Annotated in this window: 17 protein-coding genes; 8 read left to right on the plus strand and 9 right to left on the minus strand. The window is 33.6% G+C overall.

Annotated features, from left to right (window positions below; translation table 11 throughout):
• Nucleotides 1-143 precede the first annotated feature (143 nt).
• Nucleotides 144-1,091: a hypothetical protein gene (locus BMX53_RS02325; protein ID WP_074744401.1), complete on the minus strand. Its 948-nt coding sequence runs from the start codon at nt 1,089-1,091 to the stop codon at nt 144-146.
• Between the two features lie 443 nt (nt 1,092-1,534).
• Here BMX53_RS02325 and ruvC point away from each other — a divergent pair, with 443 nt between their 5' ends.
• Genes ruvC through BMX53_RS02350 form a run of 5 tightly spaced genes read left to right on the plus strand, consistent with a single transcriptional unit; the run spans nt 1,535 to nt 4,746 of the window.
• A complete protein-coding gene (gene ruvC / locus BMX53_RS02330) occupies nt 1,535-2,092 on the plus strand; it encodes a crossover junction endodeoxyribonuclease RuvC (RefSeq protein ID WP_038987231.1) in 558 nt (185 codons plus the stop codon).
• Nucleotides 2,092-3,225, plus strand: a complete 1,134-nt coding sequence (gene hemW / locus BMX53_RS02335; RefSeq protein ID WP_074744403.1) for a radical SAM family heme chaperone HemW — start codon at nt 2,092-2,094, stop codon at nt 3,223-3,225. The genes ruvC and hemW overlap by 1 nt, the downstream gene beginning before the upstream one ends.
• A gap of 4 nt (nt 3,226-3,229) precedes the next feature.
• Nucleotides 3,230-4,000: a cyclase family protein gene (locus BMX53_RS02340; RefSeq protein WP_074744405.1), complete on the plus strand. Its 771-nt coding sequence runs from the start codon at nt 3,230-3,232 to the stop codon at nt 3,998-4,000.
• A 3-nt stretch (nt 4,001-4,003) separates the two neighbouring features.
• Complete coding sequence (locus tag BMX53_RS02345; RefSeq protein WP_038987228.1) at nt 4,004-4,375, plus strand: MmcQ/YjbR family DNA-binding protein; 372 nt, start codon at nt 4,004-4,006, stop codon at nt 4,373-4,375.
• A gap of 2 nt (nt 4,376-4,377) precedes the next feature.
• A complete protein-coding gene (locus tag BMX53_RS02350) occupies nt 4,378-4,746 on the plus strand; it encodes an MmcQ/YjbR family DNA-binding protein (RefSeq protein ID WP_074744407.1) in 369 nt (122 codons plus the stop codon).
• On the opposite strand, the gene BMX53_RS02355 is transcribed toward BMX53_RS02350, so the two are convergent.
• On the minus strand, nt 4,739-5,875 hold the full coding sequence (locus BMX53_RS02355; protein ID WP_074744408.1) for a hypothetical protein: 1,137 nt from the start codon (nt 5,873-5,875) through the stop codon (nt 4,739-4,741). The genes BMX53_RS02350 and BMX53_RS02355 overlap by 8 nt on opposite strands.
• A 157-nt stretch (nt 5,876-6,032) precedes the next feature.
• Between BMX53_RS02355 and BMX53_RS02360 the strand changes: the two genes are divergently transcribed.
• Nucleotides 6,033-6,563, plus strand: a complete 531-nt coding sequence (locus tag BMX53_RS02360) for a GNAT family N-acetyltransferase (RefSeq protein ID WP_074744411.1) — start codon at nt 6,033-6,035, stop codon at nt 6,561-6,563.
• 40 nt (nt 6,564-6,603) lie between these two features.
• Here the strand turns inward: BMX53_RS02360 and BMX53_RS19220 are convergent, their stop codons facing one another.
• The 7 genes from BMX53_RS19220 to BMX53_RS02395 form a co-directional block, all read right to left on the minus strand.
• A complete protein-coding gene (locus BMX53_RS19220) occupies nt 6,604-7,407 on the minus strand; it encodes an energy transducer TonB (RefSeq protein ID WP_074744413.1) in 804 nt (267 codons plus the stop codon).
• 60 nt (nt 7,408-7,467) lie between these two features.
• Nucleotides 7,468-8,262, minus strand: coding sequence for an energy transducer TonB (locus tag BMX53_RS02370; protein WP_074744415.1), 795 nt, complete (start codon nt 8,260-8,262; stop codon nt 7,468-7,470).
• A 78-nt stretch (nt 8,263-8,340) separates the two neighbouring features.
• A complete protein-coding gene (locus BMX53_RS02375) occupies nt 8,341-8,814 on the minus strand; it encodes an energy transducer TonB (RefSeq protein ID WP_074744417.1) in 474 nt (157 codons plus the stop codon).
• Nucleotides 8,815-8,952: 138 nt separating this feature from the next.
• Nucleotides 8,953-9,768, minus strand: coding sequence for a hypothetical protein (locus BMX53_RS02380; protein WP_083394378.1), 816 nt, complete (start codon nt 9,766-9,768; stop codon nt 8,953-8,955).
• On the minus strand, nt 9,755-10,957 hold the full coding sequence (locus BMX53_RS02385; protein WP_074744419.1) for a M56 family metallopeptidase: 1,203 nt from the start codon (nt 10,955-10,957) through the stop codon (nt 9,755-9,757). Before BMX53_RS02385 ends, BMX53_RS02380 begins: the two co-directional genes overlap by 14 nt.
• 3 nt (nt 10,958-10,960) lie before the next feature.
• Nucleotides 10,961-11,329, minus strand: coding sequence for a BlaI/MecI/CopY family transcriptional regulator (locus BMX53_RS02390; protein ID WP_038987221.1), 369 nt, complete (start codon nt 11,327-11,329; stop codon nt 10,961-10,963).
• Nucleotides 11,326-11,751, minus strand: coding sequence for a hypothetical protein (locus BMX53_RS02395; protein WP_074744421.1), 426 nt, complete (start codon nt 11,749-11,751; stop codon nt 11,326-11,328). The genes BMX53_RS02390 and BMX53_RS02395 overlap by 4 nt, the downstream gene beginning before the upstream one ends.
• A gap of 289 nt (nt 11,752-12,040) precedes the next feature.
• Here BMX53_RS02395 and BMX53_RS02400 point away from each other — a divergent pair, with 289 nt between their 5' ends.
• Together BMX53_RS02400 and BMX53_RS02405 are read left to right on the plus strand one after the other, a co-directional pair.
• Nucleotides 12,041-12,853 (plus strand): hypothetical protein, encoded by an 813-nt coding sequence (locus tag BMX53_RS02400; RefSeq protein WP_074744423.1) that lies wholly within the window; start codon nt 12,041-12,043, stop codon nt 12,851-12,853.
• Between the two features lie 170 nt (nt 12,854-13,023).
• Nucleotides 13,024-13,464, plus strand: coding sequence for a MepB family protein (locus tag BMX53_RS02405; RefSeq protein ID WP_074744424.1), 441 nt, complete (start codon nt 13,024-13,026; stop codon nt 13,462-13,464).
• Nucleotides 13,465-13,490 lie beyond the last annotated feature (26 nt).

Below are 13,490 nucleotides of genomic sequence, written 5' to 3' on the forward strand. Positions count from 1 at the left end.
ATTAGAATAAAATAGCTCAAAGTCGGGAGACTTTGCGCAGCGAACATTATACTTTACCTCAAACAACATTAGAATAAAATAGCTCAATTCCTCATTCCTCATTCCTCATTCTTCATTCCTCATTCCTCATTGACAATTGACAATTATTCCTCGTTTCTTTTCACTTTAAATGTCAATACGAAGTAACTTCCAATACTGATTGGCAATACGATATTTAGTAACCAAATAAGTGTTGCTACTAACGCGACTACCCATTGATTAACATCTAGAGCTGTGAAAATAAACATCGCTATACTTCCTTTAACAGCAAACTCTAAGAACTGAAAGTTGGGTAACGAAGAAGCCATTAGATAGATCGCTGATACGGCACATAGTAGTTCAAAATAAGGGATATCTACTCCGAATAGGTAGTATAATATCACGTATTGATGTGTAAATGAGGCATATCTAAGCAGTGCTAAAAATAGGTTCTTACGGTGTTTCTTCTTTGGTATTTCATTCAGCAGATTGACTATAGTCTGTATGGAATAGCCTTTGATAGCGAAGTTTCTTATTGAAAATAATAACGTAAACACTACTGCTATAATCCCATAAACGATGTATAAGTAAGTATTCGGGATAATCTCGTGAAACTGGTTTAAGATACTCAGTCCGATTAGTCCAAACACGATAGCATAGATGACTTGTACTCCATTACACACCATATTCAAGAAGATAACACGAGGGGCGTCTTTCTTTTCAAAATAAAGCGCTTTACCTGCGTACTCCCCTATTCCATTTGGGGTGAATATCCCAAGTGTTAGTGCACTTAGTACTTGCTTTGCAGCTTGTCCTACAGATACGGGTTTAATTAAGGAAGATAGGTTTTGCCATTTAAGTATTTCGACGAAACGGTTAGAGAAGGTCAGACACATCAGTGCAAAGATGGCTAGGTAGTTCTCTGGCTTGCTAACTACTTCACTAAGAATATGAAAGTCTAAGGTCTCATCGTTAGAAAGCTGATTATATATATAGTAAAAAGCGGCACTTACAACTAATATTTTAATTAGAAGTACGAGATATTGCTTAGTTTTGTCTGATAGAATCTTCATCGGTGCAAAGTAAATAATTAATTGCTAATTTTTAATTACTAATTACTATAGAGTTAGTTAATATATTCATGTACTCGGATTGTAAATATGCGATAACGATTCGCAATAACTAAGGTGTACTTTAAATCAAGAACTCTTAACTTTGTTGACGGTTGACGGTTGACGGTTGACGGTTAACGGCTAACGGCTAACGGTTGACGTTAACTAACAATATGTTATCCGCAGTATAATGTAGAGACGTAATACTTTACGTCTACCACAACGTATAATTATCGTGGATATATATTACGCCCGTACTGATGTGGATATGTTGTCCATAGTATAATGTAGAAACACATTATTATGCGTGTCACACAATATAGATAATAGTCACAGATTACAAATCTGCGACAACGGTATTTGTTTACAATTAACTGTAAACCATTAATTAAAGCATAAACATTTTGACAATAGAAAAGATTATATTAGGCATAGACCCAGGTACTACCGTTATGGGATTTGGAGTAATAAAGGTGGTGAATAAAAAGATGGAGTTCCTTCAGCTTAATGAATTGCTATTGGCTAAATATGAGGATCGATATACTCGTCTAAGGTTGATCTTTGACCGTACTATCGAACTGATAGAGACTTTTCACCCTGATGAGATTGCTATCGAGGCACCTTTCTTAGGTAAAAACCCACAGTCTATGCTAAAGTTAGGTCGTGCTCAAGGTGTGGCTATGGCAGCTGCATTATCTCGTGATATTCCTGTTACGGAGTATGAACCTAAAAAGATAAAGATGGCTATCACTGGTAGTGGTAATGCGAGTAAAGAACAGGTAGCTAAAATGCTTCAGCAATTGTTACCAGGACTTAAAGAATTACCTAAGAATCTAGATAGTACTGATGGTCTGGCTGCTGCGGTATGTCACCACTTTAACAGTGGTAAGACAGTAATCGGTAAGAGTTATAGCGGATGGGATGCATTCATCAAACAAAATCAAGATAGAGTAAAGAAATAATGGCTGGTATATATATACATATTCCGTTCTGTAAGCAGGCGTGTCACTACTGTGACTTTCATTTCTCCACTTCGCTAAAGAAGAAGGAAGATATGCTAGATAGCATTAAACGTGAACTGTTCTTACGCAAGGATGAATTAGAGGGTGAGATTATAGAAACTATCTACTTCGGTGGAGGTACTCCGAGTATCTTAGAGGTAGATGAGATTAATGCTATGATTCAGTCTGTATATGATCTGTTTGAGGTAATAGACGCTCCAGAGATTACACTAGAGGCTAATCCTGATGATCTAGACAGTGCTACCCTACATAAGCTGGCTGAGTCTAGAGTAAATAGGTTGAGCATTGGTATTCAATCATTCGAAGAGGCAGACTTAAAGATGATGAATAGAGCTCATAATTCGACAGAGGCTATACAGTGTCTGGAGATTGCTACTACTCTGTTTGACAATATTTCGATAGACTTGATATACGGTATTCCAAATATGAGTAACGAGCGTTGGTTATCCAATGTACAACGCATCTTAGATTTAGGCATTCCACATATTTCTTGTTATGCACTAACAGTAGAAGAGCGAACTGCTCTGAATAAATTGATTAAGAAAGGAGTTATCCCTAGCCCTGAAGAAGAGGTGGCTCACCAACATTTTATGTTGTTAATAGAGACATTGAGAGCAAATGGATATATACACTACGAACTGTCTAACTTCGCTAAGCCAGGGTATTACTCAAAAAACAATTCGGCTTATTGGTTAGGTAAAAAGTATTTAGGTATAGGCCCTTCTGCTCACAGCTTTGACGGAGTACACAGAAGTTGGAATATCGCTAATAATAGCTTGTACATAAAGGACATCGCTGAGGATAAACTTCCTTTAGAAATAGAGGAGCTAAGCTTAACTGATCGTTATAATGAGTATATCATGACTGGACTTAGAACGATCTGGGGTGTTGACCTAAATCGAGTGAAGAGAGAATTCGGTGAGGTATATTACGATTACTTAGTTCGATTATCTTCTTCGTTTATAGAAGAGAGACTGATGAAGAAAGAGAGTTATATACTGACAATAACGGATAAAGGAAAATTCTTAAGTGATGGTATAGCTTCTGATTTATTTTACTTAGATTTGAAATAAAACAATGAAGGCAACGATAACCTATTCAGGAACAGATTATCACATCGATCTAATGAAACCGATAGATATATCTATTCCACTAGTCAATACAGAAGATAATCCTATCGCATGGTATTTAGATAAACCTGAGATAGCACCTGTAGTAATGCATGACTGGATAGGTAAAGTAAGTGAGGGACAATCGTCGACTAACTTTAATAATGTCGCATTTAATCCTCATGCTCATGGTACACATACGGAGTGCTTAGGGCATATCACTTATGACTTCTATAGTGTGAATGATAGCCTGAAGACATATTTCTTCTTCGCTCAACTAATCACTATCGCTCCACAACTACAAGACAATGGGGATTATGTCATCACTTTAGATCAGGTAAAGCATGTATGGGTAGAGAATAACCAAAAAGCTGTAGTTATACGTACGCTACCTAATGAGCTAGCTAAAACACATCAGAAATACTCTCATACTAATCCTCCTTATTTATGTGATAAGACTGCTTCTTTCTTTAAAGAACAGGGAGTAGATCACTTACTTATCGATCTACCTAGTGTGGATAGAGAGCAAGATGAAGGAAAACTATTAGCTCATAAGGCGTTCTGGAATGTAAAAGATACACGTCATCTAAATAATGATGCTAGATTAGATGCTACTATCACAGAGATGGTTTATATCCCAAATGAGGTAGAGGACGGTTGGTATTTCGTGAATATACAGTTGGCTTCTTTTGTGAATGATGCCAGTCCGAGCAAACCTGTGTTATACAAAATACTTTAGGTTATGGAGTTAGATGAATTATACGAGTATTGTTCTTCTAAGCCTTATGCAACGAGTGGATTCCCATTCGATGAGAACTTAATGACCTTTCAGGTTGGCGGTAAGATATTTGCGATGATAGCTATCCACTTTTGGGAAGAAGGAAATAGAAATATCATTCTTAAGTGCCCTCCGGAACTTGCACAAGAGTTGCGTGAGGAATACGAGGATATTACTTATGGATATACAATGAATAAAAAACATTGGAATACCGTATACTTAAGAGGTGCATTCTCTCCAAGTCAACTTATAGAATGGATAGACTTATCTTATGATCTAGTATATGATACGCTAACGCGAAAAGAGTTAATTAACCTAGCTAAAAAACCACTATAACAATGGATGTACATGTAATATATGACTACTGTCTGAACAAAAAAGGTACAGTAGAGGATTTCCCTTTTGACGAGGAGACACTAACTTTTAAAGTGGGTGGAAAGATATACTTACTACTCAACCTTACGAAGTGGGAACAGGGTAACTGCTTCATCAATCTAAAGTGTGATCCTGAGCGTGCAGAAGAGTTGCGCGCTGACTACAATGAAATAACTCCAGGGTATCACATGAGCAAAAAACACTGGAACTCTGTGCAATTAGGTGGTGGGGTACAATGGGCTCTACTGAAGGATCTGATAGATCACTCATACGAATTGGTGTACAACAGCCTAACAAAAAAACTTAAAGAGGAAATAGAAGGTATTAATTAGTTATTTCATTTAATTTTTTATTCCACAAAGCTTTTAGTTCATCAGTCTCGTAATCACTAATTATTTCAAGTATTATTCTATAAATTTCATTATCATGCCCCTCTATTGCTCTACGTATCCAAAAAGTATAATACCACTCAGGATGACTTCGTTTTAAAAAATAATCATAGTCATTAACATGACAATTCATAAATTCTAAATCTAGAGACTCCTTAACAATCTCTTTAGGTTTTCTCAGAGCTCTACCTCCTATCTTCAATGGGATCATAGTATCATCATTAAAGACATTCTGTGGGTTCACAATATTTAAATCTTTGTATGTTGGATACAACATACTATACTCATCAACCATCAGAGAATAATATAATTCTGATACTACTTCACTATTATTAGAAAGTTCTTCATAACTATATTCTAATCTTCTAAGACTAAAATAAACCTCTTCGAAACGTTCATCAGGAAGTATTGAATAAAAAAGTTTTTTGTTATTACTAAAAAAAGCATACCAATCAATTTCTTTGCTATTTCTATACTGAATAAAGCGTTCAAAAAGCCTTATAAATGCAACTGCTCCTTTTATATCTACCAATTTATCATGTTCTGGAAAGTAATAAGATTCTAAATCATACTTTCTTTTATCTGCTTTGATAGGAATAACCTTATTATTAACTTGCTTATTAGTATTTCTTATATAATAAGAAGATTCTTCACGCACAACAAGAGGTACAGCATCTAATAAATACTGTAACCTCACTACTTCTTTTAAAAAAGAAGCTGCCAAAATAACACTATCATGATAATACACTTCATGATCATCTATTTTTTTTGCATATACTAAATCTCTATAGAGCGTCGTAGGATATTGATAACTAATATTTAGAGTATCACTGCTTACCTTTGAAACTACAGTGATATCATCCAAATGAATAAATCCAATAGGCTCGGGATAAACATTAAAAAAAGCCTTTAAACTATATGACTCTTCTTCAAAAATTATTTCATCTTCAACGCCCTCCACTTTAATAACACTAGGAGTATATACTTCTTCAATATTTTCAAAAGAATCCTTCTCCCTTTTACATCCAACAAAAGATATAATAATCAAAACAAACAAAAAACACTTACTCATGATAAAAAGTTAAAAAGAAATAATACAAACAATATTTAAAACAATATTAACTAAAAAACAACAACAAATACAACATATATCCTTTTTTATTGTACCTGACCTTTGCTTATTAAACTAAGTTATTCATTTTTTATATTTTTGTACTTTAAACACTTTCATGAAAACATTTATAGAGACAGATAGACTAATCATACGCCAATATAAAGACAGTGACTTAACTGCCTTTATAGCGATGAATCAAGATGAGCAGGTAATGGAGTTCTTCTTAAAGAAACTAACTCCTGAAGAGTCAACTGAAGCTTATAACCGTATTAAGAATAAAATAGATCAAAATGGATATGGGTTCTTCGCTGTAGAAGAAAAAAGCAGTGGTAGCTTTATCGGTTTTGTTGGATTATTAGACATTACCTTCGATGTGGACTTCGCTCCTGGAGTAGAAATAGGATGGCGTATGTTACCACAGTTTTGGGGTAAAGGATATGCGACTGAGGCTGCTACAGCTTGTCTAGCATTTGGAAAAGAAACATTGGGACTAGATAAGATTTACTCCTTCACAACAACAAGCAATCTGCGTTCGGCTAACGTGATGCAGAAAATAGGTATGACGTATGTCAAAAACTTCAATCACCCTCTAGTACCTGCTGATCACCCTCTATTAGAACACGTCTTATATGAGATAACTTTATAAAAAAACCTCACTATAAATACTATAGTGAGGTTTTTTTATTTTACTCAGTTGATGCATTCTGTAATGTCAGAGGAAGTGTAAACTGACTTCGCACTGGCTTACCATCTTTAATAGCAGGTATCCACTTCTTCATACTAACAAAGGCCTTTGTTATTTCTTTTAAAAGTTCTGCTTGATTAGGACTAGATATACCATACAACTTTATATCTGTAACTGTACCATCTTTCTCTACTATAAAAGTAATAGCAAACCTAAGCTTATCTCCTTCAAAAATAGGAGGCGTAAAGAGTTCTACAAACTGCTGTACAAAAACACTCATCCCATCTGGATAGGTCGCTTTAGTATCAACATTAGAATAAACAGATTCTTTACTCCTTTCTTTACTTTCTGCTAATAGCCTATCTAACTCTGCTGGATTCATAATAAACTCGCTCTCCTTAATAGCAAATGGAACAGTCACTTGTGATCTTATATCTTGTCCTGCTTTTACTTCAGGTGTCCACTTACCCAGATTCTTAGCGATAGTTTTCATTCTCTCTTTTACATTGGTATTATCAACTCCTAAGACTATCACATCCTCTACTACTCCTGTATCAGTAAGTATTAGACTAAGAACAAACTTAAACTCTGTACCACTATAAACTATCTTACCGCTCTCCTTAAAGAATACTCTTAAGAAGTCTTCCTTAAAATCTCCAGCATAAATAGCTACAGTATCTTTCTTCTGAACAGTAGTTACTTGTTCTTTTTTAGCTTTCTTACTTCTCTTTTGTGCAAAGGTACTTTGTGCTCCTAATGTGAAGAACAGTAGAGCAACGAATGATCTTAATAATACAGTTTTCATTTACTTTCTTTTTTCATTGGTTTAAGATACAAAAAAAGAGAGCATAGCTCCCTTTTTATATTATCCTTCTTCTAATACGCTAACCTTAAATACGAATGGAATAGTAATTTTACTTCTTACAGGCTTACCATCATACATAGCAGGATACCAATTTTTTAGTCTACTTATAACATCCATAAAGTCTTTAACAAATGCTTCTTGATGCTTTTTAGATTCTATCCCTTTTATCTCCGGATTAGTTAATGTACCATCTTTTTCAATAGTTACAGTAATAGCAAACTTCACTCTATCACCAAGGAAATTAGCAGTATCCATAGGTCCGTGTTTTTGATAAAACTCTTTCCAGAAACCTTGTACTCCTGATGGATAAGATGCTTGTTGAAAAAGACTATCTTCTTTCTTAGCATAATAAACAGGCTTAGCATTGCCTGACTTAACATCTGATAGATTGATATAAAAAGGAACTGAATAACGAGCAGCTACAGCCTTACCCTCTTCTGTAGCAGGCCTCCATTTCTTTAACGACTTAACTAGAGTAGTACTCTCATCTATGATATTAGGATCACTAATACCTGGCATAGTAATATTCTCTATAACTCCAGAATCTGTAACAGTAAAGTTAATGGTGAAAGTAAGTTCTGATTCTTCAGAATTTGTGTTTTTAAACTGTTTATAAAACCCTTTGACAAAGTCATTCATAAAGTGCCCAGGGTACTTAGCAGGTGTTTTATTTACAGCTTGTTGTTGCTCAATATTATTAGTACTTTCTTTAGCCACAACCTCTACTTCTCCAAGAAGAAAAGAAGATAGCGTTAAAGCAGATATTAATAGTTTAGTTCTAGTTGTGATAGGCATTTGTAGTGTGTTTTTTATAATAAGAATTCCAAATTATTACTTATAATTCACTAAAAAAAATATCATTAAACATTGACATTAAATATCATTGACCTTAACTAATAAAATAACAGGTAATGTATGTGATGAACTTATCTTATTCCCTTTATAACTAGCTGGTATCCAATTATCAGATGTAACTGTAGATACAAGCTCTCTTAACTTATCATTCTCCTCTGACTTCAACTGACTGCGAAGTATACTCACACTAGATACTGTACCATCTGCTTCTATCTGTAATTCAAAAACTACATTGATATCATCCTTTAGTGCTCTTTCGGGAAAAGCTTGGTAAAAGTGCTTAGTTAGTGCAACTGATAACTGATGTGCTTCTATCCTACACTGTGCTGGTCGAAACTCTTTATTATGGGTGAACTCTAGTGTGTCTATATTGCTCCTAGCACATACAGTAGCTGGCTTAAGAGTGTGTTTAGGTATAACTGTTTTGTCCTGTGCATAGCTGATGGATGCGACTAATAATAGTGCTACGAGAGTAAAAAATCTTGTATTCATACGTTCCTATTTTGGTTAAACCTAAGTTATACATTGTCCTCTTATTGAACTTAAAGAATCTCTGTATAATATGGGTTAAAAGTACAAATTATCAATTCATGTAGGTATAAAAAAACAGCCTTATTAGGCTGTAATAGTTTATGATGATCTAGGTTTTAATATAAACGGGAGAATATCTTTATCTGAATTGTACTCATCTTCTAGTAATTTAATAAGTTGATCAGACTGGAGCATCTGTATAAAAAGCGCTCCCTGTGCACGCAGAAGTCTATCTTCATTATTAACTCCTAAATTAAGTGCATAAATCTTAGTTATAGCATCGATAAAATATGGGTGTAAATTATACTGTTTATTATTACGATTCTTCCAGATAGCGTTAAAAGTAAATGCTTCTATATAGGGTTTGCGTTTAGTCTCTGTATTTTTGATATCATTTACTCCAACACATATCTTCCCTACATACTCGCCCTTCTCCGTAATCCTAGTAATACTAAAAAACTTAACTGCTATATTTACTATTTCATTCATAGAAACGGTATCTCTAACTACAGTCTTTACAACTACTTTATCAACATAATCAGTCACTAAAGGGGCAAAGCTCGCATCTATAGTTACTAATGGAATATAAGCTTGCTGTAGTGCTACAGTATCATTAATATGTTCTAATGACTTATAATGTTCTGGCTCTGTATAATTAACTAAGAGATAGTTCCAAAACAAGGGTTGTTTGTTTATATACTCAGCTCCTTTTAGACTAGTATCTACAGATTTGATATCCTGTGTGAGTATAGTGGTCTTATCAAGTAGTTCAACAGGTCTAATCACAAGAAAGTTGTTGTAATCTGAGAAAACACCTTCTTGAGCGATTGTCTTATTAATTCCAATAAATAAAAAAAGTAGCGTTATAACACTATTTTTTAGCCTTTGATATTGGCCAATATTAAGGTGTATCATGGTTAGCTGTTTTAAATTTGATAGGTAACGTAAATGTAGAAGCCACTACTTCTCCTTTATGCTTTGCAGGAGTCCACTTAGGTAAAGTTTCTAAGATAGAGATTACTTGTGCCCCTACTTCTAAAGGGTCTCTTAATACCTGAATGTTGTCTAAAGAACCATCTGTCTGAACAGTAAACTGTACAATAACCATCGATTGATTATCCAAAACTGCTGATTTTGGTAACTCGAAGCGACTAATGAAATCTTGTGTAAACTGTGACATACCTCCTTCATATCTAGCATGTATATCTGTAGCTACATATACTTCGCTCTTATCTGTAGTAACTGATAGTGTAGCTGCCTGTGTATTAATAGTCGATACTCCTATAGCTACAAACAAAGTACTTGACAAAAGAGCTGCACTAATATTATAAACTGGTTTATTCTCTTTAGTGATCATCACAAAGCGCTTCTTAGTCAGGTTAAAATTAAAGGAGCTAGTAATGTTTAACTCACTCTGCTTATAGGTTTGATTTAATAATAACTCTAAATATGCATTTGCTTCCTCTTTAGATGCAATACTTTTACTATCTGCTAAGAATTCATGATTAAGGGCGATACAGGTCTTGTAATAATAAAACAAGGGATGAAACCAAAAGACAACCTTTAATATCTCGATAAATAAGATGTCTAATGTATGGCGTTGTTCTACGTGAGCTCTCTCGTGAATAAGGATTTTATTAGATAGAGTCAACTCTTCTGTTATAGGCAGATAAATGTGTTGTCTGAAAGAAAAGGCATTGCTTAGATGTGTTAGCAGTACTATTTTCATCTCTTCAAACTCTATAACTGTTCCTCTGCTCTTTAATCTCTCAATCTTATATACTTCGCTAATCAAACGAATTAGAGTAATCAATATACCAATGCTATAAATCGTGATGAGCACAATACTCCAGTCGAATGATGATGACTTTATCTCTGTATGAGGTTTTATAACAACTTCACTAAGCTCAACTAAAGTCTGATTAATAGAGTTGATCTTGACTGTAGTCGAAATAGTAAAAACAGGGAATACAATAGCCAAAACAAGTGATGCTAATAGATAATATCTCTTAAAACGATGTGCCATAGTATCTTCTAGCAACAGCTTATAGGTGGTCAAAGCTACTGCTAGAATGAGTGTTAGTTTGGTTAGGTATAGTAGCATAGTTTATTGTTTTTTGAGCTGTTCGTCCACTATTTTTTTTAGTTCCTCTAGTTCCTTCTTACTCATCTTACTCTTTCGAGTAAAAAAAGAGGCAAAACGCAAAGCGGAATTATCAAAGAAGTTCTCTACGATATTATTAATATGCTTCTCGAAGTAGTCTTCTTTTTGTACTAAAGGATAGTATTCTCTAGAATTACCATATAACTTATAACTAATGAATTTCTTATCTGTCAATCGCTTTAACAAGGTAGCTAGAGTAGTCTGTGCGGGTTTTGGTTCTGGGTACTTATCCATTAGATCTTTAGTAAATGCTTGTTGCATCTCCCAGATGTATTCCATTAATTGTTCTTCTGTCTGTGGTAGTTTTATCATTGTCTAACTATTGTGTGATGTTCTAATACTCCTTTTGAATAATGCTTTACTTCGATTAGGGTTCCTTTAGGATTATATATAAACCAAGATCCTACGTAGTAATAATGTAATCCTTTCTTCTCTTTAACAAATATAATATTGCCTATAGAAGCAACCTTGCGATTAGGGTGATAATACGTTACAACAGCTGTTGAATCTTTAAACTCTTCTTTCTTATACAACTTGCCATCATACTTATACCTCCAAGTTCCCTTCTGAAAACCGTCTTTCTTATATCTTCCTTTATGTATATCTGTCTTCTCGTTAATAGTAGTCTTATATACCCACTTACCTACCTTCTCTCCATTTACTTTTTGATTGACCTTACACGAGGAAAATAAAGTAATTAAAATTAGTGCAATTAATACTGATATATGTCTCATAGATAAGTTATTTGTAGATGCTGTTCTACAAACGTAGAATATTTAAATAAATTATACAATACCTTTTACTAAAAAAATTTGCTTTAAAAACAGATTATCAACTATATAGACATATAAAATAAACAGTCTCTCTCTTGTATTTATTATCATTTTTAAACAATACATTACTTTTATCAAAAAAATAAACAATAAAAGACATTAATGATAAAATAACACATAATAACCACATATAAATTCAATTACAATAAATATTTGTGTTATTTTTGCATAATTAACAACCATATACATTATGAAAAAAGTTATACCTATTCTATTATGGACTTTAGCAGCTTTCACCACAATAAGTTGTAGTTCAGATTCTAGTACACCTACCACCGAAAAAATTAAAGAAAGAACTGTTTTGAGTTCCTATGTAGTTAAAGAGACTTTTAAAAACGGTATGAATATCTACACTGCCAACTTTACATATGATAAGGACAACAAAGTAGAGAAGCACATTCTTAAATATGAGTCTCTAGAAGGCAATACCTCTAAAAAGGTTAGTACTACGACTTATAATTACACTTACAACAATAATAAGCAGTTAGTCAGTGTACAAAAAGTAAATGATCAAGATAGAAAAAGTACAGTATTAGTGTTTGAATACGACCACAAACAACAGATGACTAAGCTCTCAAACAAAACTGATAGTTATGAGGTAACATTCTTACACAATGAGAAAAAACAGATAAATGAAGCTTTGACGCCGTCTAGTTCTGTACAACGAAAAACTCATTTTAGATATGATAATGAAGGTAATCTAGCTGGTGTGTCTACTAACAACAATCCTAATGTATCAGAGTCTTATACTTATGATAGTTATAAAAACCCGTTTAGAAATATACCTATCAATATACAGCTAGATCTAAACAGAACTATGGCAACTGACATCATATACTACTATGCTCCTGTAAATAACATCAGCACATATAAATTAGGGCTTAGAGAAGAAGGTAATATCCAATATGAATACAATAGTGACAATTATCCGACATCTAGCAAGAAGACTGTAGATGATAGTGTAATCACAGAAACTTTTGTATATAAAAAAATTAAAGAATAGTTATTTATAGCGTTCGTATGAAGTCCTCCAACTCATGGAGGACTTTTTATTTGGCCTTATAGATGCTTTAAGAATTGGTAAACTGAACAGATATTTGTTTAGTACTATTCAATATATGTACTTTTACATCGAGTTAATGTATTGTTCTTTTTACTAAAATAATTCTCGTTATGATACCTCATAATTATATACCGCTACTAAATAAAGCTCTTAAAAATGATGAGCTTACAGCAATCACTGATATCACATGGAGTATAGAGAAGAATGAGTACTATGCATGTACTTTCGCCCTTGGTAGTGCTAAAATTGTATTTAGAGAGGCGAAAGTTACTCCTAAGAAAATAGGTTTGTTCGTAGCTATATGGAAACGTAATGAGGATAATATCACAACTCCTTACCACATTGATGATAACTTTGACTACTTCGTAATTGGTACTGGTAGTGGTTGTTTTGTTTACCCAAAATCAGTATTAGTAGAACTTCAAATAATCTCTTCTAACCTAAAAGAGGGCAAAAGAGGAATGAGAGTTTATCCAAATTTAGAAGTAGAAATGAACAAACAAGCATTGAAAACTTATCAATCTCACCTTCCGTTTTACTATAATTTTTAAAGATTCTATAATAAATTACCGTTAAT

This window comes from Myroides marinus (assembly GCF_900109075.1).
GTDB classification, from domain to species: Bacteria; Bacteroidota; Bacteroidia; order Flavobacteriales; family Flavobacteriaceae; genus Flavobacterium; species Flavobacterium marinum_A.

Bases quoted from the DNA above. Each gene is read 5' to 3' on its own strand.
- BMX53_RS02325 (WP_074744401.1), bottom strand. From the start codon at position 1,091: ATGAAGATTCTATCAGACAAAACTAAGCAATATCTCGTACTTCTAATT.
- hemW (WP_074744403.1), top strand. From the start codon at position 2,092: ATGGCTGGTATATATATACATATTCCGTTCTGTAAGCAGGCGTGTCAC.
- BMX53_RS02340 (WP_074744405.1), top strand. From the start codon at position 3,230: ATGAAGGCAACGATAACCTATTCAGGAACAGATTATCACATCGATCTA.
- BMX53_RS02345 (WP_038987228.1), top strand. From the start codon at position 4,004: ATGGAGTTAGATGAATTATACGAGTATTGTTCTTCTAAGCCTTATGCA.
- BMX53_RS02350 (WP_074744407.1), top strand. From the start codon at position 4,378: ATGGATGTACATGTAATATATGACTACTGTCTGAACAAAAAAGGTACA.
- BMX53_RS02355 (WP_074744408.1), bottom strand. From the start codon at position 5,875: ATGAGTAAGTGTTTTTTGTTTGTTTTGATTATTATATCTTTTGTTGGA.
- BMX53_RS02360 (WP_074744411.1), top strand. From the start codon at position 6,033: ATGAAAACATTTATAGAGACAGATAGACTAATCATACGCCAATATAAA.
- BMX53_RS19220 (WP_074744413.1), bottom strand. From the start codon at position 7,407: ATGAAAACTGTATTATTAAGATCATTCGTTGCTCTACTGTTCTTCACA.
- BMX53_RS02370 (WP_074744415.1), bottom strand. From the start codon at position 8,262: ATGCCTATCACAACTAGAACTAAACTATTAATATCTGCTTTAACGCTA.
- BMX53_RS02375 (WP_074744417.1), bottom strand. From the start codon at position 8,814: ATGAATACAAGATTTTTTACTCTCGTAGCACTATTATTAGTCGCATCC.
- BMX53_RS02380 (WP_083394378.1), bottom strand. From the start codon at position 9,768: ATGATACACCTTAATATTGGCCAATATCAAAGGCTAAAAAATAGTGTT.
- BMX53_RS02385 (WP_074744419.1), bottom strand. From the start codon at position 10,957: ATGCTACTATACCTAACCAAACTAACACTCATTCTAGCAGTAGCTTTG.
- BMX53_RS02390 (WP_038987221.1), bottom strand. From the start codon at position 11,329: ATGATAAAACTACCACAGACAGAAGAACAATTAATGGAATACATCTGG.
- BMX53_RS02395 (WP_074744421.1), bottom strand. From the start codon at position 11,751: ATGAGACATATATCAGTATTAATTGCACTAATTTTAATTACTTTATTT.
- BMX53_RS02400 (WP_074744423.1), top strand. From the start codon at position 12,041: ATGAAAAAAGTTATACCTATTCTATTATGGACTTTAGCAGCTTTCACC.
- BMX53_RS02405 (WP_074744424.1), top strand. From the start codon at position 13,024: ATGATACCTCATAATTATATACCGCTACTAAATAAAGCTCTTAAAAAT.